The sequence below is a fragment of the Paraburkholderia fynbosensis genome (genome assembly GCF_902859935.1).
Taxonomy (GTDB): Bacteria; Pseudomonadota; Gammaproteobacteria; order Burkholderiales; family Burkholderiaceae; genus Paraburkholderia; species Paraburkholderia fynbosensis.
The window spans coordinates 153,470-178,188 of the sequence record NZ_CADIKI010000011.1 but is presented as its reverse complement, the minus strand read 5'-3'; the positions used below and the strand labels follow the sequence as shown (position 1 = coordinate 178,188).

Annotated in this window: 21 protein-coding genes and 1 pseudogene; 6 read left to right on the top strand and 16 right to left on the bottom strand. The window is 62.1% G+C overall.

Going from position 1 to position 24,719, the window contains the following annotated elements:
* The first annotated feature begins 12 nt into the window (after nucleotides 1-12).
* Complete coding sequence (gene mhpA, locus HV770_RS19720; protein ID WP_175162370.1) at nucleotides 13-1,545, top strand: bifunctional 3-(3-hydroxy-phenyl)propionate/3-hydroxycinnamic acid hydroxylase MhpA; 1,533 nt, start codon at nucleotides 13-15, stop codon at nucleotides 1,543-1,545.
* A 90-nt stretch (nucleotides 1,546-1,635) separates the two neighbouring features.
* A complete protein-coding gene (locus HV770_RS19715; protein ID WP_175162212.1) occupies nucleotides 1,636-2,982 on the top strand; it encodes an MFS transporter in 1,347 nt (448 codons plus the stop codon).
* A 117-nt stretch (nucleotides 2,983-3,099) separates the two neighbouring features.
* On the opposite strand, the gene HV770_RS19710 is transcribed toward HV770_RS19715, so the two are convergent.
* Nucleotides 3,100-3,525 (bottom strand): NADPH-dependent FMN reductase, encoded by a 426-nt coding sequence (locus HV770_RS19710; RefSeq protein WP_246291043.1) that lies wholly within the window; start codon nucleotides 3,523-3,525, stop codon nucleotides 3,100-3,102.
* On the opposite strand from HV770_RS19710, the pseudogene HV770_RS39780 reads away from it, so the two are divergent.
* Both HV770_RS39780 and HV770_RS39775 read left to right on the top strand, forming a co-directional pair.
* A pseudogene (locus tag HV770_RS39780) lies at nucleotides 3,487-3,752 on the top strand (MerR family DNA-binding transcriptional regulator); the annotation flags it as partial. The gene HV770_RS19710 and the pseudogene HV770_RS39780 overlap by 39 nt on opposite strands.
* 68 nt (nucleotides 3,753-3,820) lie before the next feature.
* Nucleotides 3,821-4,075, top strand: coding sequence for a MerR family transcriptional regulator (locus HV770_RS39775; protein ID WP_425497453.1), 255 nt, complete (start codon nucleotides 3,821-3,823; stop codon nucleotides 4,073-4,075).
* A gap of 86 nt (nucleotides 4,076-4,161) precedes the next feature.
* Here HV770_RS39775 and HV770_RS19700 read toward each other — a convergent pair whose 3' ends face one another.
* The 6 genes from HV770_RS19700 to HV770_RS19675 all read right to left on the bottom strand — a co-directional run bounded on the left by HV770_RS19700 (nucleotide 4,162) and on the right by HV770_RS19675 (nucleotide 10,315).
* On the bottom strand, nucleotides 4,162-5,067 hold the full coding sequence (locus tag HV770_RS19700) for an NAD(P)-dependent oxidoreductase (RefSeq protein WP_175162210.1): 906 nt from the start codon (nucleotides 5,065-5,067) through the stop codon (nucleotides 4,162-4,164).
* 41 nt (nucleotides 5,068-5,108) lie between these two features.
* Nucleotides 5,109-6,263, bottom strand: coding sequence for an alcohol dehydrogenase (yqhD, locus tag HV770_RS19695; RefSeq protein WP_175162207.1), 1,155 nt, complete (start codon nucleotides 6,261-6,263; stop codon nucleotides 5,109-5,111).
* Between the two features lie 109 nt (nucleotides 6,264-6,372).
* Nucleotides 6,373-6,966, bottom strand: a complete 594-nt coding sequence (locus HV770_RS19690; protein ID WP_175162205.1) for a TetR/AcrR family transcriptional regulator — start codon at nucleotides 6,964-6,966, stop codon at nucleotides 6,373-6,375.
* Nucleotides 6,967-6,987: 21 nt separating this feature from the next.
* Nucleotides 6,988-7,989 (bottom strand): 4-hydroxythreonine-4-phosphate dehydrogenase PdxA, encoded by a 1,002-nt coding sequence (gene pdxA / locus HV770_RS19685; RefSeq protein ID WP_175162203.1) that lies wholly within the window; start codon nucleotides 7,987-7,989, stop codon nucleotides 6,988-6,990.
* Nucleotides 7,986-9,326, bottom strand: a complete 1,341-nt coding sequence (locus HV770_RS19680) for a four-carbon acid sugar kinase family protein (protein WP_175162202.1) — start codon at nucleotides 9,324-9,326, stop codon at nucleotides 7,986-7,988. Before HV770_RS19680 ends, pdxA begins: the two co-directional genes overlap by 4 nt.
* Complete coding sequence (locus HV770_RS19675) at nucleotides 9,323-10,315, bottom strand: 2-keto-3-deoxygluconate permease (protein ID WP_175162200.1); 993 nt, start codon at nucleotides 10,313-10,315, stop codon at nucleotides 9,323-9,325. Before HV770_RS19675 ends, HV770_RS19680 begins: the two co-directional genes overlap by 4 nt.
* Before the next feature lie 329 nt (nucleotides 10,316-10,644).
* On the opposite strand from HV770_RS19675, the gene HV770_RS19670 reads away from it, so the two are divergent.
* On the top strand, nucleotides 10,645-11,409 hold the full coding sequence (locus HV770_RS19670; protein ID WP_175162198.1) for a DeoR/GlpR family DNA-binding transcription regulator: 765 nt from the start codon (nucleotides 10,645-10,647) through the stop codon (nucleotides 11,407-11,409).
* A gap of 47 nt (nucleotides 11,410-11,456) precedes the next feature.
* On the opposite strand, the gene HV770_RS19665 is transcribed toward HV770_RS19670, so the two are convergent.
* Together HV770_RS19665 and HV770_RS19660 are read right to left on the bottom strand one after the other, a co-directional pair.
* The gene (locus HV770_RS19665; protein ID WP_175162367.1) at nucleotides 11,457-11,858 is read right to left on the bottom strand and encodes a RidA family protein; all 402 of its coding nucleotides are present in this window, start codon (nucleotides 11,856-11,858) and stop codon (nucleotides 11,457-11,459) included.
* Between the two features lie 300 nt (nucleotides 11,859-12,158).
* Nucleotides 12,159-12,905, bottom strand: coding sequence for a response regulator (locus tag HV770_RS19660; protein WP_175162196.1), 747 nt, complete (start codon nucleotides 12,903-12,905; stop codon nucleotides 12,159-12,161).
* Nucleotides 12,906-13,434: 529 nt separating this feature from the next.
* On the opposite strand from HV770_RS19660, the gene HV770_RS19655 reads away from it, so the two are divergent.
* Nucleotides 13,435-14,181 carry a response regulator gene (locus HV770_RS19655; RefSeq protein ID WP_175162195.1) on the top strand — a complete coding sequence of 249 codons (747 nt, stop codon included), beginning with the start codon at nucleotides 13,435-13,437 and terminating at the stop codon, nucleotides 14,179-14,181.
* 700 nt (nucleotides 14,182-14,881) lie between these two features.
* Here the strand turns inward: HV770_RS19655 and HV770_RS19650 are convergent.
* The 7 genes from HV770_RS19650 to HV770_RS19620 form a co-directional block, all read right to left on the bottom strand.
* Complete coding sequence (locus HV770_RS19650; RefSeq protein WP_343048309.1) at nucleotides 14,882-15,241, bottom strand: EF-hand domain-containing protein; 360 nt, start codon at nucleotides 15,239-15,241, stop codon at nucleotides 14,882-14,884.
* Nucleotides 15,242-15,251: 10 nt separating this feature from the next.
* Nucleotides 15,252-15,698 carry a glycine zipper domain-containing protein gene (locus tag HV770_RS19645; protein ID WP_175162194.1) on the bottom strand — a complete coding sequence of 149 codons (447 nt, stop codon included), beginning with the start codon at nucleotides 15,696-15,698 and terminating at the stop codon, nucleotides 15,252-15,254.
* A 148-nt stretch (nucleotides 15,699-15,846) separates the two neighbouring features.
* Nucleotides 15,847-16,647, bottom strand: coding sequence for a MipA/OmpV family protein (locus HV770_RS19640; protein ID WP_175162193.1), 801 nt, complete (start codon nucleotides 16,645-16,647; stop codon nucleotides 15,847-15,849).
* Nucleotides 16,648-16,649: 2 nt separating this feature from the next.
* Nucleotides 16,650-16,790: a hypothetical protein gene (locus HV770_RS19635; RefSeq protein WP_175162192.1), complete on the bottom strand. Its 141-nt coding sequence runs from the start codon at nucleotides 16,788-16,790 to the stop codon at nucleotides 16,650-16,652.
* 264 nt (nucleotides 16,791-17,054) lie between these two features.
* Complete coding sequence (locus HV770_RS19630) at nucleotides 17,055-18,488, bottom strand: efflux transporter outer membrane subunit (protein ID WP_217468621.1); 1,434 nt, start codon at nucleotides 18,486-18,488, stop codon at nucleotides 17,055-17,057.
* Nucleotides 18,485-21,637, bottom strand: coding sequence for an efflux RND transporter permease subunit (locus HV770_RS19625; protein WP_175162191.1), 3,153 nt, complete (start codon nucleotides 21,635-21,637; stop codon nucleotides 18,485-18,487). The genes HV770_RS19630 and HV770_RS19625 overlap by 4 nt, the downstream gene beginning before the upstream one ends.
* Nucleotides 21,634-24,708 (bottom strand): efflux RND transporter permease subunit, encoded by a 3,075-nt coding sequence (locus HV770_RS19620; protein WP_175162190.1) that lies wholly within the window; start codon nucleotides 24,706-24,708, stop codon nucleotides 21,634-21,636. Before HV770_RS19620 ends, HV770_RS19625 begins: the two co-directional genes overlap by 4 nt.
* Nucleotides 24,709-24,719 lie beyond the last annotated feature (11 nt).

Genomic DNA, 24,719 nt, shown 5'->3' with positions numbered 1-24,719 from the left:
GCGGAACAAGACATGTTAGAGAAAACTATTTCGACGCACGCGTGCGACTACGACGTGGCCGTTATCGGCCTCGGGCCCACCGGAGCGACGTTAGCGAACCTGCTGGCAATCGACGGCTTGCGGGTTCTGGTGCTGGAGAGAGACAAGGACATTTTCGCGCTTCCTCGCGCGGTGCATTTCGACGGTGAATGCATGCGCGTGTTCCAGACCCTCGGTTTAACCGACAAGCTGCTACCCAGGCTGTTCGTGGGTCCCGGCATGAAATTCGTGAACCGGGAAGGCAAGTTGCTGATCGACTGGCAACGACCGACCTGCGTCGGACCGCAGGGATGGAGCGCGAGTTACAAGTTCCATCAGCCAGATCTCGAGAATGCGTTACGCGAGCGCCTCGCGCGGCAATCGAGCGTTGACGTCCGGTTGCGCCACGAGGTCTTCGCGCTTGACGAGGCGGACGATGGCATCCAGTTGCGCTTCGAGGATACGAGCTGCGGCAAACTTGGACAGGCCACCGCGCGATATGTAGTCGGCTGCGACGGTGCGCGCTCGATTGCGCGACGCTTCATGGGCACCGAACTGACCGACCTGAAATCGCATGAACGCTGGGTTGTGGTCGACGTATTGCTCGACACGCCGCGGCCCGATCTCGGCGACTACTCGGTCCAATACTGCGACCCGACGCGCCCGACCACTTACACGCGTGGTCCCGGAAATCGTCGCCGCTGGGAAATCATGGTGATGCCCGGTGATGATGCGACGCAACTCACGTCCCCCGAATGGCTGTGGGACAAACTCGCGCGCTGGATTTCGCCGGCCGAGGCGCACCTCGAACGTTCCGCCATCTATACATTTCACTCGGTCGTGGCGAACGGTTGGCGCCGTGGCCGACTGTTTCTTGCAGGCGATGCCGCACATCAAACGCCACCCTTTATGGGCCAAGGCATGGGAGCCGGCATTCGCGACGCGTCGAATCTCGCATGGAAGCTTGGTGCCGTCATTCATGGCGAGGCGCCCGATACCCTCCTCGACAGCTACGAATCGGAACGCTCGCCGCATGTGCGCTTGTTTATCGAAACGGCGGTACAACTCGGCTCCGTCATTCAAACGACGAGGCCAGAACTGGCCGAAGTCCGTGATGAAGATCTGAGCGCAGCGATTCGCAATTTTGTGACCCCACAACCCAGGCTCGGCCCCGGCGCATGGATCGATGAGCCATCGGGCGTGGCCGGGCATATTGCACCGCAACCGCGCCTGGCGGACGGACGACTGGTGGACGACGTGGTCGGCTATCGGTTTGCGCTGGTTGCGCGACCGGAGTTGCTCCGTGAATGCCGCGACGTCGTTAATAGCGCTGCACAAGCGGGCGTCGAAATTGTGGCCAGCGACGGGGCGGCCGTTCGCGAGTGGCTGGAGTCGATCAACGCGGCAGCGGTGCTTGTCCGCCCCGACCGGTATGTGTACGGCGTCGCGCAGGACGGCGAATCGTTGCAACACCTCCTGCAGCACGCCGTACCCGGCTTGCAAACCGAAGGTGCCGTGGCCGTGTGAGCCTGCAAAAATCCGTTGCCACGCGAGACGTCTCGCGGTCGACGCACGTAAATCATCGGACAAAGAAGCCGACAATCAGTTGGAGGAGTCATGGGAATTTCCCGCAATCCGGTCGGCGGCGCCGACCGTCGGCAGTCATCCGGCTTGTCCCGGTCGCAGTGGAAGATGATTCTCATCGCAAGCCTTGGCGGCTCGCTGGAGTTTTACGATTTCATCGTCTACGGTTTCTTTGCCCATAACATCGCGGCCCAGTTTTTCCCGAGCGCGTCGTCGTTGATCAGCATGCTGGCTACTTTCTCCGTGCTCGCAGTCGGATACGTGATCCGACCGCTCGGCGGAATTGTGCTCAGTAGCTGGGGCGACCGTTATGGCCGGCGTCCGGTGTTCCTAGGCTCGATCATTGTGGTCACGACCGCTACGATCTGTCTCGGCCTGCTGCCCAATTATCAGAGCTGGGGCATGACCGCATCGCTCCTGCTGATCCTGCTGCGCATGCTTCAGGGATTTTGCGTCGGCGGAGAAATGCCCGGCGCGATTACCTATGCAGTGGAAGCCGCGCCGCATCGGGCGGGGCTCGCTGCCGGCATTATTATCTGCGCGGTGAACGTGGGCGTGTTGCTCGCCACGTTCGTCAACCTGGGCATCCAGACCTACCTGTCCGCCGCGGACGCGGCGGCGTATGGCTGGCGGATCGCGTTTCTTTTCGGCGGCGTTTGCGGGATCGCTTCCTACCTGATGCGTCGCAATCTTGACGAATCGCCCGAGTTCAAGGAGATGCATGGCGCTGTCGTCAAACAGCCGTTTCGCGAGACCTTGCGACGTCATGGCAAGGCGGTCGCGACGGGCGCATTGTCGATCGCCGTGATGGCTGGCATCAATGGCGTACTTTATGGCCATATGCCCGCTTACCTCGTCCAGCAACTGCACTATGCGCCGCGGACCGCGGCAATTGCCCAGAACGCTTACCTGGTCGTCAGTTCCTTCGGTCTCCTGGCCGCGGGCTGGCTTGGCGACAAGATCCCGCGCCGGTACCTGCTTCGAGCGTCAGCGGCGCTGCTGATCGCGTTGAGTTACCCGTTCTATGAAGCGCTGGCGAGTCATACCGTCAATCCGGTGTTGCTGTTTGTGCTTGCCGGCCTGGTTTTTTCACTGGCAAGCGGAACATGGGCGTCGGTGCTCGCCGACCAATTCCCTGTCCAGGTCAGATTCAGCGGAATCGCGCTGGCTTATAACATATCGGTTGTCGCATTCAGCGGCTTTGCGCCGTTGCTGGCGACCATGCTGATTCGCGTAACCGGCTCCCTCGCGGCGCCAGCCTGGTATGTCATCGGCGCATGCACGGTCGCGCTGCTTGCAAGTTATGGGTTGCCGACGAGAAGGTCGGGGGCCGGGTCGCCGTCGAAGACAGATGGACTGAGCGGTGAACTATTGCGTTGAGCCGCATCGACTCGCCACGTGGCCCGGCACCGTCCCTAAGGCTTCATCATGATCAACCTCCCGACGTAACAAACGAGCCAAGTTGCGCCGGTAAAAAATAACGTTATCGAGCCGTGACTAAATTTTTTCAATCAGATCCATGAGACTGCCGACTCCTTCAAGCATGAATTCAATCGTCTTTTCGTCATTGAAGACTCCATTGCTTATTTTGGTGTGCGATAAAGCTACAGCGATTTGAGGAAAGGCAACACGAATAGCCTCGACTGCGCTAATGGTTTCATTTAGCTGAGCTTGCGCGCGGACCCCGCCCGTGTATGCGGAAGAAGCCGTGAACGTCAGGACTGCCTTGCCCTTGATCGGACTATTCCGATAAGGCCGCGAAAGCCAGTCCAGCGCGTTCTTCATCACACCCGACATGCCATGGTTATACTCCGGAGTACCTATGATCATCCCGTCACAGCTTCTTACCGCATCCCACAGCCGGGTAATTTCTTGCGGGGGCGAATGCTCAAGGTCTTCATCGTAAAGGGGAACTTCAGCCAGGCTGACAAGATCCAGTTCAACCCTGTCGGCAAGCCGCTCCTAAATTCTCAACCGTGGTTGAGGTCAAGCGCTATGTCTGAAAAACTTACGTCCGTGCAGCAGCTATCAGTCGGAGAAGTGTCCCGGCGCAGCGGCGTTCCGGTCTCCACCCTGCACTTCTACGAGTCCAAGGTCTTCTTAAACCCACGCGGACCAACGGAAATCAGCGGCTCTACAGCCGTGGGATGCTGAGACGGATAGCGATCATCAAGGCGGCTCAGCGTGTCGGCGTCCCCTTGTCGAGATTGGGGCAGCCTTGTCCGCAATACCCCACGATAGGAAACCCACTACCGCGGAATGGGCGCAGGTTTCCGCCAGATGGAATGAAGCCTTACAACAACGGATTGACGCGTTATTGCGCCTCCAAACTAATCTGGAGTCCTGTATTGGATGCGGTTGCCTATCGCTTGACGAATGTCCGTTGAGGAATCCCGAAGATAATCTGGGAAAGGGGAGCTCAGGGGCTGTCTTGATTGAGGATGGAGAGTCGAATTCGGATGGCAGCCCCTGAACGGCTTACTGCTGCCGCGGCTGGCCGCGGCAGCGCTCGCCATCGTGTGGCTCAGCGTGTAGACCGTCGAATCAGTCGCGGAGCGGCTAGGTTCGCAAGTGAGCCGGCTTGCTCATGCCCGCATCGGACAACGCACACAACGCTACGGCCGACCAGTCGTGCGCGGCGCCAATCCCTTGCGAACGCAAGGTCAGGAAGCGGTCGCGCACGAGGCTCGCCAACGGCATCGGCACACCGAGTGCCTCGGCGGCCACCAGCATCAGACGGTTGTCCTTCTGGCCGAGCGGCAACGAAAAGCCCGGCGGCTGGAACTGCTGGGACGCGATCAACGAGCCGTAAATCTTGTACGGCGGCGCGTTGAAGTTCGCGCTCGTCAGCAATTCGACGAGGCGCATCGGATCGATGCCCGCCTTACCGGCCACCGCACAGGCCTCACCCAACGTCTCGATGATCGCGGACAGCATGAAATTGCCGATCAGCTTCACGAGGTTCGCCTGCGAAGGATCCGTGCCGACGATGCCGACCGACTGTCCGAGTTGCTCGAGAAGCGGGACCGCGACGGTGAGATGCGCGTCCTCGCCCGCGGCCATGATGAAGAGCTTGCGCGCCGCCGCGGCGTCGGGCCGGCCAAACACCGGCGCGGACACGAAAGCGAGCCCCGCTTCGCGGTAGCGCGTCGCCTGATCCTGCGCGGCCGCGACGCTAATCGTGCTCATCGAGATATGCAGTGCACCCGGGCGCAGCGCGCCAGCAATGCCGGCCTCGCCGAACGTGACGGCTGCATGCGCGGCATCGTCGGCGACCATCGTGAACACGACGTCGGCCGATTCCGCGGCGTGGGCGGGGCTTGCGGCGACATGTGCGCCGGCGGCGCGCAAAGGCTCCGCCCTCGCGGGCGTGCGGTTGAAAACATGCACCTCATGCCCGGACTCGACCAGGTTCATCGCAATTGCGGCGCCCATCGAGCCAAGACCTACAAATCCAATCTTCATGGTGATAATCCAGGAGAACAGTCAAGCGGACACGGGATCGCTCAGACTGCAAGTTGATAGACCTGGCGGCTGACTTCGAGCGTCACGTCGCCGTGCTCGCCCAACGCCGTCATCCCGTGCTCTTCGAGCTTGTTGATCAGCGTGCCGATGGAGCTGCCGCCAATCCGGTAGTCGCGCAACCGGGTCCCGAGCGACATGCGCTCGAAGAACACGCGCGTTGCCGTGATCGCCGCACTGATGCGCTCGTCCTCGCTGCCCTCGGTAATGTTCCAGACGCGCTCCGCGTATTGCAGCAGCTTGGCGTGCTTCTGTTGCCGTCGCACGCTCAGCATGGCCGGCAGCACGATCGCGAGCGTCTGCGCGTGATCGAGCCCGTGCAGCGCGGTGATTTCATGGCCGAGCATGTGGGTCGCCCAGTCCTGCGGCACGCCTGCGCCGATCAGGCCGTTGAGCGCGAGCGTCGCGGTCCACATAAGGTTCGCGCGCACCGCATAGTTGTGCGGCTCGGCAAGCGCCTGCGGGCCCACTTCGGTCAGCGTGATCAACAGCCCTTCGGCAAAGCGGTCCTGCACTTTCGCATCGACCGGATAGGTCAGGTACTGCTCGACGACATGAACGAATGCGTCGACGACGCCGTTGGCGATCTGCCGCGGCGGCAGCGAGTAGGTCGTGACGGGATCGAGCACGGAAAACCGCGGATAGGTGGCTTCGCTGCGAAACGGCAGCTTGTCGCCTTTCGCGCGATGGCTGATCACGCCGCCGTTGTTCATTTCGGAACCCGTGGCCGGCAACGTCAGCACACTGCCGAACGGCATTGCGTCGCGCACTTCGACCTGTTTCGCGAGGATGTCCCACGGCTCGCCGTCGAACTTCAGTGCGGCCGCGATGAACTTGGTGCCGTCGATCACCGAGCCGCCGCCGACTGCGAGCAGAAAGTCGAGGTCGCGCTCACGTGCGAACGCGACCGCCTGCATCAAGGTTTCGTAGGTGGGATTCGGCTCGATGCCGCCGAACACGAAATAGGCACGCTCGCCGAGCGCTGCCTGCACTTGCGCGAGCACGCCATTGCTCTTGATGCTGCCGCCGCCGCTCGTAATCAGCACGCGCGCGTTGGCCGGGACCTCGGTGTCGAGTGCGGCGATCTGGCCTTCGCCGAACAGAATGCGAGTGGGGTTGTGAAAGATGAAGTTTTGCATGGGGACCTTGCTTTCCTGCATTGATATGACCGGTCGTCTCAACTGCGGACAAACGCCGCACCGCAGAGCGACTGCGCGCCGCCCGGCGTGCCGACCTCGCTTACTGTTGCTACCGGGATTTGAAAAACAGATCGAACATCGAATGGATACAGGCGTTCAATGGTTCGATCGAGTCCTCCAGCTTCATCCGCAACAGGCTGCCTTCCCACGTGTTCCAGAAAAGGTCTGCCATTGCTTCAGCCGGAAGATCGCGGCGCACCGAACCGAACTCCTGTCCTCGGCGCAGGTACTCGGCGCAACGCATGCGCCATTCGTCAACCGTCTGGCGCGCCGCACGGCGGCACAGATCGCTCGACTGCGCGATCTCGCCGGCAAAATTGCCTAACAGGCATCCGCAACGATCGTCGCAAGCCTCGTAGTCGGCCGTGATGCGCTCGTAGATGCCGCGTAGCGCGAGCAGCGGATCAGAGGCATCCACTTCGATCGAATACTGCTGCCACTCCGCCGCCTGCTCGTCCGCGTAGTGACGCAGGATCGCCGCGCCAAACGCTTCCTTGCTGTCGAAGTAGTTGTAGAACGAACCCTTCGGCACGCCGGCGCGCGCAACGATGTCCTTCACGCCGGTGCCGTGATAACCAGTTTCGGCAAACAGGGCGACGCCGGCGTGCAGCAGCTTCTGGTGAAAGTCCGCGGTTCTGCGCACAGGCGCTCCCATCGCCGCGCCTCAGGCTCGCCGCGTGGCGAGTTCGGCGCCCTGGCGCAAGGCTTCGAGGAGACTGCGCTCATCGGCAATGCCCTTGCCGGCGATGTCGAACGCCGTGCCGTGATCGACCGAGGTGCGGATCACGTCCAGCCCGACCGTCACATTGACGCCCGCCTCCAGCCCGAGAACCTTGACCGGACCGTGGCCCTGATCGTGGTACATCGCGACCACCAGGTCGAAATCGCCGCGTCCGGCGCGGAAGAAAAGCGTATCGGCAGGCAACGGACCTTCAATGTCCCAGCCTCGCTCGCGAAGACGCTGCACCGCGGGAACGATCTTTTCTTCTTCCTCGCCATAACCGAACAGGCCGTTTTCGCCCGCATGCGGATTGATGCCGCACACGGCGATGCGCGGATTGGCGATGCCGGCCTTCACGAGCGTCGCATGACCGCGTTCGATCGTGCGCTGCACGAGGCCCGGCTCGATCTTGCGAATCGCGTCGATGATGCCAATGTGCGTGGTCACGTGAATCACGCGCAATTTAGGCGCCACGAGCATCATCGAGACTTCGTCGATGCCGGTGAGGTGCGCGAGCATCTCGGTGTGTCCGGGATATTTGTGACCGCCCGCGTGCAGCGCTTCCTTGTTCAGGGGCGCCGTGCAGATCGCGTCGATCTCGCCGGCTTTTGCCAGCTCGACCGCGCGCGCAATGTAGCGGTAGGCGGCGTCGCCCGCGAGTGCCGACAGCTTGCCAAACGGCAGGTCGGCGGGAATCAGCGCGAGGTCGATACACTCGATGCTCCCCCGCTCATAGCGGGCATCCGACGCCTTCTCGATACGACGCACCGTGGCGCTGCCGCCGAGAATCTCATTCGCGCGCTCGAGGCGTGCCGCGTCGCCGATGATGAGCGGGCGGCACTGCTGATAGACCGACTCATGCGTCAGGCTCTTGACCACGATCTCGGGACCCACGCCGGCTGCGTCGCCCATCGTGATGCCGATGACAGGAAGGTAGTTGCTCATAATGTTTTGGCTGAATTTCGAGGGCTCGTGTTGCAAGCCGTTGAGGGTGTGGAGGTGCCGGCCGCGTTGCTGAGTTCCGGCCCGCTGCGCGCCGAGTCGGTCACGCTCCTTAGATGAAGGTAAGCGCCGTACAGCGCATGCTCGCTGCCGAATGCGCCGGCCTTGGTGACAATCGCGAGGTGCTCGCGGCCATGCGGACGCGCTACCGCGACGCCCGGCTCGATCTCCGACAGCAATTGCAAACTGGCGATGTCGACCGCGCTTAGCATCGCTCGCGCGGTTTCGCCGCCGGTGGCGATCAGTCCGCTGAGATGCGCAAACGATGGCGCAACGAGCGCAGCCAGCACCTTCGACAGATGCGCACCCTCGGCCGGATCGAACGCCTCGTCGCGCCCGATGCGCAGCAGCAGATCGGTGCGTTCGCCAAGGTGCGCGGCCACGCGGGCCTGCCAGGCCGGCCATTGCGGATGCCGCTCGGCGTCTCGCAGCACGGCGGGCGGCACCACGAACTCGGCGATGCCCGCGCGCTCGCGTAGCATCGCGCATTGCCGCTCCGAGACCGCCGAGAGGCTGCCGACCAGAATCAGCACCGCGCCGTCCTGCCGGTCTATCTGCGACGGCGCCGCGTTTTCGTCCGGCGCGGGCGCGGACCGGTCGCACACCAAAGCCAACTCGCGAGCCAGTCCGCCAGAGCCGACCCAGAAGAACGCGCCGTCCAGCGACGCCGTGGCCTCGGCGAGCGCCTTGAGGTCCGCATCGGTTTGTGCATCGACGACTAGCGCCTGCGTGCCGCTGCGCATCACCGCGCCAAGCGTCTCGCGCAATGCCTGTCGATCGCCGCGCAGCGCCGCGACCGCCAGCAGTGCCGCGGTGAGGCCCACGGACTCCAGCATCGTCGTGAGATCGGCAGAACGCCCAGCGTGTTCGAGCTGCCAGGTTTCAGTCTCTTCGAGCGGAACGCCGCGCACGAAGACCCGCCCGTCACACACGGTACGCCCGGTTGCCGGGTACGCCGGCGCGACAATGGCGAGCCCTGCGAGCGGCTGCAAGCCGGCGACTTCGGCGGCCCAGTTGCCGCGCAAGGTGGAATCGATTTTTTTGTACAACCGGCAGGCCGACGCGCCGTACACCTGCCACGCCGCGCTCGTGCAACGTGCCGCGTCAGCGGGCGACATACGGCGCGTGTCGGTGTCCACCGCGATCACTTCGGCGTGAGGCATCGCCTGCGCCGCCGTGAGGCTCACCGCCGTGCGCAGACCCGCAGCGGCGAAGGCAATCGCGCAATCCGCGGCGCCGGACAGGTCGTCGGCGAGGATCAGAAGTTTAGTCGCGCTCAACGTGTCGCTCCGACGGTCGAGCCACTCGCTTGCGCACGCGCGGCGGCGCGCTTTGCGACAGCCGCGGTGAGTATGGGCGAGACGATCGCCGTCACGACCACGCAAGCGGCAACCAGCAGCGTCGCGCTTTTGGCGGCTTCAGCGTAGACCGGATTGGCCGCGGCGATCAGCGCCGGCACCGCCGCGCCGTTGCCCGCCGTGTTGGCGGCGGCCACGCCAGCGACACCGGTGCCGCCCGTCAGCCGATCGGTCAGGTAAAGGGGAATGCCCGTGACGATCACCACGGCAAAGCCGAGGCCGATGCCCAGCAGGCCCGCTTGCCACACCTTGTGCAGGTCGAGGCTCGCACCGAGCGCCAACGCGAAGAACGGAATCATGACCGGCACGGCGCGGCCAAGAAAGGCGCGCATTTCCCGGTCGAGATTGCCAAGCAGCATGCCGGCCGCCAGCGGCAGGACGCTGCCGACCAGCGTCTGCCAGGGAAACGCCGAAAGCCCGGCCACGCCGAGCGTGACCATGGTGAGGAACGGGCCGGATTCGAGCGACATGATCGTGTACGCGCCGACATCTTCAGATTTGCCATATTGCCCCATCAACGCCATGTAGAGGCCGCCGTTGGTGTCGTTCATCGCGGCGACCACCGCGAGCGTCGACATGCCGGCGAACAGTCCGGAAGAAACGGGCATCTCGCCAAGAAAATGGCCCAGCACGAAGCCGACGACAATCGCCGATCCCACCTTCGCGGCAAATAGTGCGCCGCCCTTCTTCAGCAGATAGGGCGTCGCCTTGATATCGATGGACGAGCCCATGCACACGTAGAACACAGCAAGGATAGGCAACGCGCCCGTAAACAGCGCATTCGTGAACGAGCCGAAAAATTTCGGCATGCCCGGCACAAAGGTGGCGATGAGTGCGCCGAGCAGGAGCGGGACGATCATCATTCCGCCGGGTACACGTTCGATTGCGCGCTTGATGGGTAATTGGGCCATAGGTGTCTCCCGGTTATTTGTGATCGATATGATCACTTTAGTGATCGATTCAATCATTTTGGAGTGTACGCCCGCGCTCCACTTCGCGCAAATCTTTCTGAATAACCCTTCTTTCAGACGGTATTTTGAAATCACCGGGACAATGACTTTCGGCTGAATTGATCGATGCAATCAATCCAGTCAATTTGACGAAGCAGGCCTGCCCGCGCTAGCGGCACGTTCGCGCGGCGCGCACCCGCCTGCCTCGCCCCATTGCCGCACCAGCGGTTTGATTACACTTACGCGATTCGACGCCTTTGCACGGCGCACCATCCAGGCAAACCATCACCATGAAAGTTACGAACCGCCGCGAGGCAATGCTGCAGGCCGTCCTCTCCGGCATGACCGACGTCAGCGCGTTGTGCGAGCACTTCGGCATGTCCGAGGCGACGGTCCGTCGCGACCTGCGCGCGCTCGCCGACGAACGGCGCATTGTGCGTACCTACGGGGGCGCGGCCGCTTCGCTCGGTATTCACGAACCCGAGGAATCGCTCGATAGTCGCCGCGAGAGTTTTCGCGAGCAAAAGGAGGCCATCGCGCGGGTGGCCGTGAGCCATGTGCAAGATGGCGACACCATCTTTCTCGACGGCGGCACCACCACCGCGGCAATGGCACGTTTGCTCGCCGGCCGCCGCAAGGTGCGCGTTGTGACCAACAATCTCTTGGCCGTCAACACGCTCGCTGCGAGCGAAGTGCCCCTCACGCTGATCGGCGGCGATCTGCGTCCCACCAGCATGAGCACGCTCGGCCCGCTTGCGCAGCTTGCCTTGAGCCGCCTGTCCGTCGACAAGGCATTTCTCGGCGCGGACGGCGTGGTGGCTGACCGAGGCCTCTGCGAGGCGTCGGCGGAGCAGGCCTACCTGAAGGAATGCGTCATCAGGCAGGCTGCTCAACTCTTCGTACTGGTCACCTCGCACAAGCTGGACCGCGCAAGCCAGCAACACTGGACACCGCTCGAACGCGAGTGGACGCTCGTGACCGATGCCCGCCGCGACGCACCCGAGATGGCGTCATTCCTGTTGCACGGCGAGGTGACTGTCGAGACGGCGCGGTAGCACGAGTACGTCGACTGCCTGCTATAACGGCTGCGCCGGGTCGCTGTTCAACTCGGCCTGCGAGCAATGAAGTCAATTTCGACGAGCGCGTCACGCGCCAATCCGGTTACGCCGATGCAAGTCCGCGCCGGCAATCTGCCAGTCGGAAAATAAGCTGCATAGACGGCGTTCATCGTCGCGTAATCCCGTTTGAATTCGGTCAGGAAAATCCGCGCCGAAAGAACATGTTCAAGGCCCAGACCCATCCCTTTCAACACCAGTAGCAGATTGTCCATCACTCGCGTCGTCTGCGCAGCCACGCCTTCGGCAAGCGGTGCGTTGTCATCCTCCGGCGACGTTGGCATCTGGCCTGTGAGAAACGCCCAGCCGTCGTGCTCGGTTGCATGGGAGAAGGGGCCTACCGGTGTCGGGCCGCGCTCGACCATCCAGAATTTTGTAGATACATCCATCTGCGACAACTCCGTGGAAGTAAGGAAAGCATCGTGCGCGCACCGCTTCGGCAGACCGATCGCACACGCACGGCAAGATGATGATTCCGCGAGCACATGTAAATAGAGGCAGACCTGGCCATGAAAGAAGGAGCTCTCAATACAATCCATGTACCTCGGAGCAAGCAACGCCGCGACCACCCGACAAACCGCCTGCTGCAGTTTCTCGAGGGCCTGGTAAAGACGCTGATGAGAGCTTGACGGGTTCAGTCCGAGAAAGCGGCTTTGAATGTCACTTTCGAGCGTCCAACAGATGACGCTTTAGTTTGGGGTTGCAACGAGCATGTAGCCGAGGCCCCACACTGTGCGGATATGTCGCGGCGAGGTTGCCTCTGTCTCAATCACCTGTCGTAAGCGAAGAACTTGCACGTCAACGCTGCGGGCGCTCGCCTCATATTGCGACCCGCGCGCGCGCTCTATCAGATTTGCGCGGCTTACGGGACGGTTTGGCGTCTCCGCAAGCGCACACAGGAGACGCATTTCAGCTGCGCCGAGCTCGACGGTGCCCGCTTCGTCCGACATCAATTCTCTACGCCGAACGTCCAGCCTGAAGGCGCCGAACCGCAAGCATTGCGACTCGCCTGCGAGCAGCATCTCGCCCCGCACGTTTTGCAGGCGCACCTGAAACTGCTGCCGACGTAACATCGCCCGAACCCGCGCTATCAGCTCGCTCGGCAGAAACGGTTTCGCAAGATAGTCGTCGGCGCCGATCTCCAAACCTACGACCTTGTCCGCGGGATCGCCACGCGCTGTCAGCATGAGGATGGGGATTGTCTCTCTCCGAGCACGCAACCGACGGCAGATGGACAGTCCGTCTTCGCCTGGCATCATGATATCGAGAATCAACAGGTCGAACGGGTAGCGCTCGATCAATACGTCCAACTCAATGCCTGTCTTCACCGCGCGCACCGAGAAACCTTGTGCCGTCAGAAAGCGTTGCAGCATATTGCGGATTTCAACATCATCGTCAAGCACGATGATGCGACCGGTTGGCAAATCATCTGACATATGATTAAGCAGACACCTCTAAAGCCTGTCTTTTAGTCCCTGTTTCCGATGCTGCGCGGCGAACCGCTTAGCTCTGCGACAGCGTCGCGTACGGCGGTGGGCGGCGACAATCTCGTCGAAGTGTGCTGCGCCGGCCTGCCCGCCTGCGGTGCAACGGAATATACAAGAATCTCCGCACTCGATGTGTTGGAAAGGTATGTCAAAAGATGTCATCGATTGCGCTGGCCACAACACTGACTGGCGAAAGCCCACGACCGCCCGGCGCCACCGGTACGTCCCGGGCATCCTTGACTGCTCATATTACAGTTGTCGCTCGTGGTCAGCGATAAAGCGCGTGCACCCGTGCGTTTGCGGACAAAAAAACCGGCCCCGTCGATGACATCTCTTGACATGATTTGCTAACACCTGGCGTTATGAAATTCGCCTACATTTCTTCGATCGATCGTCTGCTGCAGCTTCTGCGGTGCGCTCGCAATGCGCTTAGTCGCGGCCCCGATCATCACTCGTTTGTGAGCGTTATCCTCTTCCTATGTCAGCTCAGATTCTTCTAATCGACGACGACGCCGAATTGTGTGATGCGACTTGCCGCTACCTGGTAAGTTGGGGTTTCGACGTGTCAGTGCTACATGACGCGCGTTCGCTCGAATACCGGCTCAGACACGAACGCCCGGACCTGATAGTGCTCGATCTTATGATGCCGGGCGTCGACGGTTTGACGGCACTGCGCAGGTTGCGCGCATCAGGCGACGACATTCCCGTCTTGATGCTCACCGCGCGCGCCAACGAAGAGGACCGCATCGCTGGCCTTGAAGTGGGTGCCGACGACTATCTCCGCAAACCGTTTAACCCGCGTGAGCTGGTAGCACGGATTCAGTCGGTGCTGCGACGCCTGGCCGCCGTTCCCGATGCGGCCATTCCCCCACGACGGCAGCCTTACGCATTCGGCGCGTTCACGCTGGACTTTCAGTCGCGCACTCTGAACAGGGGTGAGACGTCTCTTACGTTATCTGCCAGTGAGTTTGCGCTGCTGCAGATTTTCGTTAATTCTCCCATGTGCACACTCACCCGTCGGCGTCTGCTCAAGTCACTTCATGGCCCGGACTCCGAGCTTGCCGATCGCGGCATCGACATTCAGGTCTGGCGTCTGCGCCGCATCGTCGAAACTGACCCGTCGACACCACGATTCATCCAGACCGTTCGCGGCTGCGGATACGTCTTCGTGCCGGACCTCGAAGAGCATGCTGCCGGCACATCGGCCCATCATTCGCAAAACTGAGGTCTCCGGTTGCCCTCCCGCTGCTGTTGCGCCTTTGGCGGAACATGCGCTGATTGCTTTTCGAGCGCGACGAGTCGCAAAACTGCTATGCGGTAACAGTGCACACGTGGGAACTGGGCCGCGAACGCCGTGGCAAGGGTAATCGAAGATACGTCGAGCGCCGGCTAACTGATCCATGCAGATATACGCGATTTTTGAGCGACCGTTATCCTGGTCGCTATCCGTGAACTGGACACAGTTGCGCATCGTCCCTGCGTCGAGCTTCGGACAGGATGCAAAGCGGCCGCTATGCATCCCGCCCGCCCACGGGCGGACACGAATAGACTCAGGTCAATAGTACCCGGGCGCGACGATCAGTGGCGCTCGAGGGACCATAACCAGTGGCCGGGGCATTATTGGACGACCCACCGGAACGACTACACAGCCGCTAAGCATCGCGGCACTCATACAAAAACCGGCAGCATGCATAAAACGACGAAGAAGACGTGCATTAAGCATTATTTCAACTCCTTTCAATTGAGACTCAGCGACTGGCAGTAGGGGTGCGTTCAGGCGTTACCACTGGGTGCGACGCGGGGATTGATTTCAGTGCGCCAGGCGCGCAGCAGCCCCATCATTCGATTTGATGCGGCGACCCGCTGGGACATATTCAGTACACCGTTAGATCAGCCAAGGGTATTGAAGCTTGTCTTACAAGCTTCTACTGCCGATGCTGTGCAGCAAACTGCTCGATCTGCTCAAGCGTCACATACCCTTGATGCGTAGTATCGATTTCATCGAAATAGGCTGCGACGCGCGGCATACCTGCCTGCGCCTGTTCTTTCGTGAGCTTGCCGTCATGAGTTGCGTTCGCGGCAGTAAAGCGCGCTTCCAACATCTGCTGCATGCTGTTCTGCGCGAACGCAGACGACACAGCGAACATCGCAGCCAGAATAATGAATAAACGTTTCATCAAAGATTCCTTTAAGAAAATGAATGACGTGCACGGAATAGCCAGGGGACGAAGCTCGACCAGGATTTCCAGCCGGCAGAATTCCAGATCAAGCCCTGCCACGACCATATGAGCGAAATCAGTACGGTGCGTAGTAGTAAGGTGGGGGGGCGCCATAGATGAGGACGCGGGGCCGCACGGGGCGTACGGGCACGACAACCGCTGCCGGACGAGGTGTTTCGATCGTATCTCCCCTCGCCGTGATGCATTGCGCGTACGCGTTGTCGTATTGCTGCTGCAACGACGCTTCGGTCTGATTGTGCTGCGCCGAGCCCATCATGCTGCCGAGCAGCAGTCCGGCGCCCGCACCGATTGCGGCGCCGGCACCGGCGTTGCCCGCCCCGGCGCCGATCAGAGCCCCGGCCGCAGCGCCTCCAGCCGTGCCGACGGCGGTAGTAGCAAGTCCGGAGGTTGCCGCCTGATGCGAGGCCGCCGCCGGATTCACGGCCTGCGTCGCGTAGTTGCGGCAGCTATAGTCGTCCTGCTGGAACTGGTTGAGGGTCTTGCCGTTCGCTGGGACCGCCATGACGGTAGGAGCACTTGGCGGCATAACCGCACACCCCGCCATGCCTAACCCAACAGCTAGGCAGACAAGCAGCGGCGCGGTACGAGTCGATGTCAGATTCTGGTTCATTGATAGTCCTCCTCACGATGATGCAGCGCAAAGTAAGCGCTCAAAAGTGGTAAGCAGCGCCCACCGATCCAAATACAGCCGCGCGTCGTTCAACGATCGGACTGTTCGCCGCATCGCCGAGCAAGGAACCGACGCCGAAGGCGCTTTGCAATGACCACTGCTGGTTCAGCCGATGATCCCAGTCGACCTTGAGGTCGGCTCGCGAAAAGCCAGCTGAGGGGTGATACGGCGAGAGGCCGGCCGTGCTGGACGCAGCCTGCTCGCTGTCGATACCGAACCACGTCTGCTGCGAAGGTCCGTTGGACCACACGGCGTCGGCGGACACCGACACCCGGTCAACGGGCTTCTGGACCAGCGCATAGGACGCGCTCAGCGTGACGCGATTGCCATAGCCGGCATGCGCGGACTGAAGGAAGCGCAGACCGGCGCTCGCTGGACCATAGTGCCAGCGCGCGAACGCACCGAAGTCAAGGGACGTTGGGATATCTCCGGTACCGTTGAGCACCGCCGCATCGTCCTGGTTGCGGCCCGGCTGAACACCGATCAGCAGGCCCACCGCAACACTGGGCCACAACGGGTAGGCAATGCCGCCCGTGAACCCCTGCACGAAGATTGCCCCCTTCGATAACGACAGCGTGGGCAACGGCAGTACGCGATAGGACTTACTGCCTTCATAGTCGGGCAATGCGGTCACGTTGATGCCCACGCTATTGCCCGGCGACGACTGCGCCAACGCCGGTGAGTAAGGCAGGCACGCGCTGGCGATGACAGCGAGCGCGCCCAGCCACCGTCGTGCGCGGCCTCGCTTGAAAACCGCGGCGACTGAGCGATAGTCATGCATGTTCAAACACATCCATCGATGGTTGCCGGGCGAACCGCAACGCCCACGCTGATATCAATCGCCAGGGAATCCGCAGGCACCCTGCCGACAGCCATAGAAATTGCCGCACTGGCAGCAGACACGGGAACGATTTGAAGTTTCATTGCACACTCTCCACGTGATGGATCCGCCCGCTGGCGAACCCCGCATGACACAGCCGCCAATGTAGAGAACCTGTGCGCTACATGTTGTTAGAAATGTGTTGCATGTCATGTCAAGTCACGTGGCGGGCAAGCGATACCGCATGAGTGAACGTAACAGGGCCTTTGCACGCAGTTCGAGACGCGGACTTTGAAAAACGGTCGTGGGCGCGACTGGACTCTGGACCGCGCAGATCGGCAGACGACGTTACAACGGCGCGCCCGCCATCATGGGATCTGGGCCTGGCTCTTCGACGACGTCCAGCCGCCGCCGACGTTCTTCACCAGCCCAACGCCGCTTTTCGCCAATGCCGCTTGCGTGTCGTTCAGGTTCTGTCTGGCCGTCAGTAGCGTCACTTGCTGAGTCAAATCGGACTGCTCGCTCGCGGTTCCGGCCGTCAGTTGCGCGGCGACGCTCTCCAGCAACTGCCGGTTGCGCTGGTAAATGTCGGCAAACGCGTGTTCCTGCTGGCGCAGATGGTTCAATGACGACAGGCTGTCTTCCACGTTCTGGAACGCCGTGAGCACGGCTTCGCGATAAGATGCGACGTCTTCGTCATAGGTCGCCTGCGCCTTGTGCACGGCGGCCACGCGGGCGCCACCGTCAAACAGCGTGGCGGCAAGTGAGGGACCGAGAGACCACATCCGGGTGGGCAATGAGAACAGCGTCGCGAAGGTGTTGTGTTGCACGAGACCCTGCGCCGATAGATCGAGGTCCGGAAAGAATGCGGCCTTCTCCACCCCGATGAGCGCGTTCGCAGCAGCAGCGGTGCGTTCCGCGCTGACCACGTCAGGCCGTCTTTCCAGCAGCGCAGACGGCAGCACGGATGGCACCTCGGGCTCGCGAAACACATAGTCGAGTCGCGGTGCAATCGACAACGAAGCCGGCGGCACGCCCGTGAGCACCGCGATTGCGTGCTCGTCCTGCTCGCGCGAGGTCTGTGAAATTTGCAGGTTCGCGACAACCGCCTCCTGCGTGTCCTGCGCATACAGCAGATCGACTTGCGACGCAGTCCCCTGTGCCAGCGCTGCGCGCGTGATCGCGAGAATCCGCCCGTTGACCGCCTCCTGCTGCCGCAACAGGTCGATGTCGATATCAAGCTGGCGGATGTCGAAATAGTCTGTCGCCAGCGTCGCGGCAATCGACAGGCGCTCGCCGGCAAGCGTCGCATCCGCGCTCTGCGCGTTCGCCTTGCCCGACTCGATCTGCCGGCGCACGCCGCCCCACAGATCGACTTCCCAACTCGCCTCGGCCTTCGCGTATTGGTTCGTTGTGCTTGAGCTGTGCGAGGCCGACGCGTCGACACCGAGCGTCGGAAACAGGCTCGCCCGGTCTGCGGCGACGGTGGCCTGCGCGAGCCGATAGGCGGCCGCCGCGCCTGCAATCGACTGATTCGACTGCAGCGCCGCGTCGACGAGCCGGGACAGTTCGGCATCGCCGTAGGCGTCCCACCACCGGCTTGAGAGCGATGCCTGCGGGTTGGGCGCCGCAAGTCGCCACTGCGTGCCCGCTTCCTTGAACTGCGTTGGAATCGCTATGGCCGGCTGGTGATAGTCCGGGCCAACTGCGCAGCCCGAAAGGCAAAGCGTGGCGCCGAGCGCACAGGCGCAGCAGCGCATGCCGACCGACACGGCCGACAGGTATCCGATGGGCGATTTCATGCGTGTTTCCTTCGGCGCCGCAACCGCTGCGACGCCCGATCGAGCCAGAGATAGATGACAGGGGTGGTATAGAGCGTGATGACCTGGCTGAACACCAGACCGCCGATGATCGAGATGCCAAGCGGCTTGCGGAATTCGGACCCATAGCCCGAGCCCAGCACGAGCGGCAACGCGCCGAAAATTGCGGCGACCGTCGTCATCATGATCGGACGGAAACGGATCAGGCCCGCGCGCACGATCGCCTCCTCCGGCGGCAGCGCATGCTGACGCCCTTCGGCAATCGCGAAGTCGATCATCATGATCGCGTTCTTCTTCACGATGCCGATCAGCATCAGCACGCCGATCAACGCGATGATGGACAGCTCGGTGTGAGTGAGCAGCAGTGCGATCAAAGCGCCGACGCCCGCCGAAGGCAGCGTCGAGAGAATCGTCAAAGGATGAACCAGGTTCTCGTACAGCATGCCGAGCACGACGTACACCGACAACAGCGCGGCGAGGATCAGCAGCGGCTCGCTCGCCATCGACTCACGAAACGCCGCTGCCGTGCCGGCGAACGCGCCGGAGACGCTCGCCGGCATTCTGAGCGCAGCGACGGCCTGACTGATCTGCTGCGTCACGGGTCCGATCGATGCACCGGGGCGCAGGTTGAACGATATGGTGATGGCCGGGAACGTAGCCTGGTGATTGATCGAAATGGCGGTGGGGTTGGTCGAAAACCGGGCCATCGCGGCCAGTGGCACCAGCGCTGAGCCGTTCGCCTGCGCCGCGGCCGACGGCGTAGCGGCGCTTGCACCGGTTGCGCCCACGGCGGCGGTCGTCGATGCGCCGCTCGTCGCGAGCGCCTGGCTCGCCGGAACATGGATGTCCTTCAGTACCGAAGGACTTGTCCAGTATTCCGGCGCCACCTCCATCACGACGTGATACTGATTCGCGGCCCCGTAGATGGCCGAAACCTGCCGTTCGCCGAACGCGTCATAAAGCGTCTCGTCGATATCGTTGAAATTCACGCCCATTCGCGCGGCGGAATCGCGGTCGACGTCGATGCTGACCTGCGTGCTCTTGTCCTGCTGGTCCGTGTTGACGTCGACCAGCTCCGGCATCCGGCGCATCTGCGCGACTAACTTGGGCACCCATTGATCGAGTGTCGCCTGATCGTCCGCGGTAACCGTGTACTGATACTGCGCGGCGCTCTGTCGGCCACCGGCCGCGAGATCCTGCAACGACTGCAGATAGAGCTGTGCCCCCGGCGTATCGGCAAGCCGTCGGCGCACCTGAGCGATCACCTCATCGGCCGACGCGCGACGCTCACCCAGGGGCTTGAGCGTGACGAACAGCAGCGCGTTGTTGAGCGCGTTCGCTCCCCCCACGAAGCCACCCACGAACGCGACGTTCGGATTTTCCTGCACCGCCTTGTTGATCATCTTGAACTGATGCTGCATCTCGTGCCAGGAGATGCTTTGCGATGCCTGCAGCGTGCCAAGCAGCAGCCCCGTGTCTTCCTCCGGGAAGAAGCCTTTCGGAACCACGGTGAACAGCCAGAGGTTCAGCACGAACACCAGCACCGTCACGCCACCCATCAATAGCGGATGCCGGATGACCCAACGCAACGACGTGCCGTACAGGCGAGAAAATCCGCTCTCGTGATGGTCGTCGCCGTTCCCGGCTTGCGGTCCTGCGCGCAGGAAAATGCTCGTCAGCATCGGCGTGACCGTGAGCGAAATCAGCATCGACATGACGATCGCAACGGAAAGCGACACCGAGAACTCACGCAGCAGCCGGCCCATCAGGCCACCCATGAACAGCAGCGGGACGAACACCGCGATCAGCGAAATACTGATCGAAAACACCGTGAAGCCCACTTCCTGCGCGCCTGCCAGTGCCGCCTCGATGGGCTTCTTGCCGCGCGCCAGATGCCGCATGATGTTTTCGACGACAACGATTGCATCGTCGACCACGAAACCGGTCGAAATGGTCAAGGCCATCAGCGAGAGGTTGTTCAGGCTGTAGCCAAGGAAATACATGACCCCGAATGTACCCAGCAGCGACAGCGGTACGACGATCGCCGGAATGAGCGTCGCGCGCCAGCTGCGGAAGAACGCGAACGTGACGGCCGTTACGAGCACGATGGATACAAGCAGGGTGATTTCGACGTCGAGCAGCGAGCCGCGAATCGTCTTCGTGCGGTCCACCGAAATCGCCAGCTTGATGGTCGACGGGATCGCCGCTTCGAGTGCCGGCAGTTCGGCCTTCACGTTGTCGACGGCGTCGATCACGTTCGCGCCCGGTTGCTTATAGAGGACCAGCAACACGGCCGGCTTGCCGTTCGACAGGCCGTAGTTCTCCAACTTCTCGACATCCTGACGTACATAGCCGAGGTCCGACACACGCACGATGTTGCCGTTGTTCTGCCTGACGATCAGCCGTCCGTAGTCGGCGGGCGAATACAGCATGTCGTTCGCGCCGATCGAATAGTTCTGCCCGCTCGCCGACATCGATCCCTTGGGCAAATCGACATTCGCCTTCCCGATCGTGCTGCGGATCTGCTCCAGACTGATGCCGTAGTGGCTCACCCGCTCTGGATTCAGTTCAACCCGCACCGCCGGCAACGCCGCGCCGCCCACCACCACGTTGCCCACGCCGGTTGTCTGCATCAGCTTCTGTTGCAGCACCGTCGACGCCGCGTCGTAAAGCTGGGCCGGCGTGGCCGTGTCGGAGGTCAGACTGATCACCAGGATGGGCGAATCCGCGGGATTGACCTTGCGATACGTCGGGCTGCCGTCCATGTTGGGCGACAGGTTGGTTTTCGCCGCGTTGATCGCGGCCTGCACGTCGCGTGCCGCGCCGTCGATATTCCGGCTCAGGTCGAACTGCAACGTGACCTGTGTCTGCCCGCGCGAGCTGACCGATGTCATCTGGGCGAGACCCGCAATATGGCCGAACTGCCGCTCGAGCGGCGTTGTGACCGAGGTGGCCACGGTCGTCGGGTCGGCGCCGGGCAGTTGCCCCTGTACCAGGATCGTAGGAAAGTCGATTTCAGGCAGTGGCGCGACCGGCAGCAGCCTGAATGCCAGGATACCGAACAGCGCAAGGGCGACTGCCAGCAACGTCGTCGCGATGGGCCGCCTGACGAATGGGCCAGACAGGTTCATTGCACATACTCCGCTGCGATCGGCTCGTCCGCGGCAAAGCGTCTTTCCAGACGATGCATTGCCAGATAGATCACCGGCGTCGAGAACAAGGTCAGCAACTGGCTGACGCACAGGCCGCCGATAATCGCGATGCCGAGTGGATGCCTCAACTCGGAGCCCATGCCGGAGCCGAACGCGAGCGGCAGTGCGCCGAACAGCGACGCCATCGTCGTCATCAGAATGGGACGGAAGCGCTGTTCAGCCGCACGCCGGATCGCATCGTGTGCGGACAGGCCGTGGTTGCGCTGCCCGTCCAGCGCGAAGTCGATCATCATGATCGCGTTCTTCATCACGATGCCGATCAGCAGCACGATACCGATCAGGCCCATGATGTCGAACTGGGTTCCGGTCATCAGCAGCGCCAGCAGCGCGCCAAGCGCCGCCGAGGGGAGCGTGGACAGGATCGTGACGGGATGAATGAAGCTCTCGTACAGGATGCCGAGCATCAGATAGACCACGATCACGGCAGCGGCGACCAGATACCCTTCGCTCGCCAGCGACGACTGAAAGGTCGCGGCCGATCCCTCCAGCGACACCTGGACGGACTGCGGCAACCCTATGTGCTCCTTGACCCGCTCAAGATGGGCGATCGCAGTGCCGAGGCTGTATCCGGGAGCCAGATTGAATGACACGTCCGCATACGGGAACTGGCCCTTGCGATCGATCCTCAGCGCCGCGGGCATTACCTTCATCGTCGCCATCGACGCGAGCGGCGCGAGGCTGCCCGACGACGTATCGACATAGAGTCCTGAAAGCAGATGCGCAAGGTCGTCGGCGTTGTTTCTCGCGACCAGCACCACGTGATACTGGTTCAGCTGCGTGTAGATCGTCGACACCTGGCGCTGACCAAACGCGTCGTACAGCACGTCGTCGATCGCCTGCGGCGTGATGCCAAGGCGCGACGCGGTATCGCGGTCGAACGTGAGTTGCACCTGATTGCCTGACTGCATCGCCTCGCTCTGCACGTCGGCAAACGCCGGATCGCCGCGCAACGCGCCAACCAACTCGCCAGTCCAGCGAGTAAGCAGCGCCGGATCGGTCGACTGTACGCCGAGACGATAGCTCGTCGTTGAGACGGTGTCGTCGAGCGTCAGATCCTGCACCGGATGCAGAAACAGGCGCACGCCCGCGAGGCCCGCGGTGTCATCGGTCAGGCGGTGGATCACCTCGTCGATGCGCGCTCGCTCGCCCTTGTCCTTCAGATTGATCAACAGCGTGCCCTGATTGATCGTCGGTCTCGTCTGGTCGATGCCGACAAACGACGAGAGACTTGCGACTGCCGGATCGCGTGCGATCCGGTCGACGACCTGCTGCTGTTGGCCGATCATGCGCTGGAACGAAATGGTCGGTGCGGCCTGCACGACACCTTCGATCAGACCTGTGTCCTGCTCGGGAAAGAAACCCTTCGGCATCAGCATCAGCACGACGAACGTCAGCGTGGCCGTCAACACCACCGATGCGATCGTCAGGCGCCGATGCGACAACACCCAGTCGAGACCGCGTATGTACCTGCTGTTGAGACGGTCGAAGAAATCGACCCGATGCGAGTGTCGCTGCGCTTTTAACATGCGCGAACACATCATCGGCGTAAGCGTCAGCGACACCAACGCCGACAGGACGATCGCAACGGACAGCGTCAGCGCGAACTCGCGGAACAGGCGCCCGACCACGTCGCCCATGAACAGCAACGGGATCATGACCGCAATCAGCGACACGGACAACGAGACGATCGTAAAGCCGATCTCCTTCGCACCCTTGATCGCGGCGCTCAGGGGCGTTTGCCCGGCCTCGATGTAGCGCGTAATGTTCTCGATCATGACGATCGCGTCGTCGACGACAAAGCCTGTCGCGACGGTCAACGACATCAACGTGAGGTTATTGAGCGAAAAGCCGAGGCCGTACGCGAGCGCGAGTGTGCCGGCCAGCGAAAGCGGCACGGTGACTGCGGGAATCACGGTAGCGGGCACATTGCGCAGGAAGACGAAGATCACCATCACGACGAGTGCCACGGCGATTGCCAACTCCGTTTCGACGTCGGCAACCGACGCGCGGATCGTCTTTGTGCGATCAGTCAGCACGGCCACCTTCACCGATGCGGGCAAGCTCGCCCGCAGTTGCGGCAACAGCTTCTGCACGCTATCGACTACATCGATCACGTTGGCGCCCGGCTGCCGCTGGATGTTCAGCACGATAGACGGCGTGCTGTTGGTCCACGCCGCCTGTTGCAAATTCTCGGCGCTGTCGATCGATCTGGCGATCTGCGCCAGCCGAACCGGTGCGCCTTGCCGGTACGCGATGATCAGGTCGCGATAGTCCGCCGCCGATTGCAGCTGGTCGTTCGCGCCGATCGAGTACGACTGGTATTTTCCGTCGAGACTGCCCTTCGCCTGGTCAACGTTGGCACTACCGAGCGCGGTACGCACGTCGTCGATCGACATGCCGAGTGCGTTGAGCGCGCCGGTATCGGTCTGCACGCGCACGGCCGGCCGCTGACCGCCGCTGATCGTGACCAGGCCCACGCCTGAAATCTGCGAGATCCTCTGCGCAAGCCGGGTATCGGCCAGGTCCTCGATCTTCGTCAGCGGCAGCACGTCGGATGTCAGCGACAGCGTGAGCACCGGGGCGTCGGCAGGGTTGACCTTGCTGTAGACAGGCGGATACGGCAGATTAGCGGGCAGAAAGCTCGACGACGCATTGATCGCGGCCTGCACTTCCTGCTCGGCGACGTCGAGCGAGAACGACAGATCGAACTGCAACGTGATCACCGACGTGCCGTTCGAACTCGTCGAGTTCATCGCCTTCAGACCCGACATCTGGCCGAGCTGTCTTTCGAGCGGCGAGGTGATCGACGAGCTGATCACATCCGGGCTTGCGCCGGGATACTGCGTGTAGACCTGGATCGTCGGATAGTCGATTTCGGGTAGCGCGGAAACAGGCAGCAGGATGTATCCCAGCACCCCGGCCAGAAACAACGCGATCATCAACAGCGCGGTCGCAATAGGCCGCTCGATAAAGATTCGTGAAGCGTTCATCGTCAGCTCCG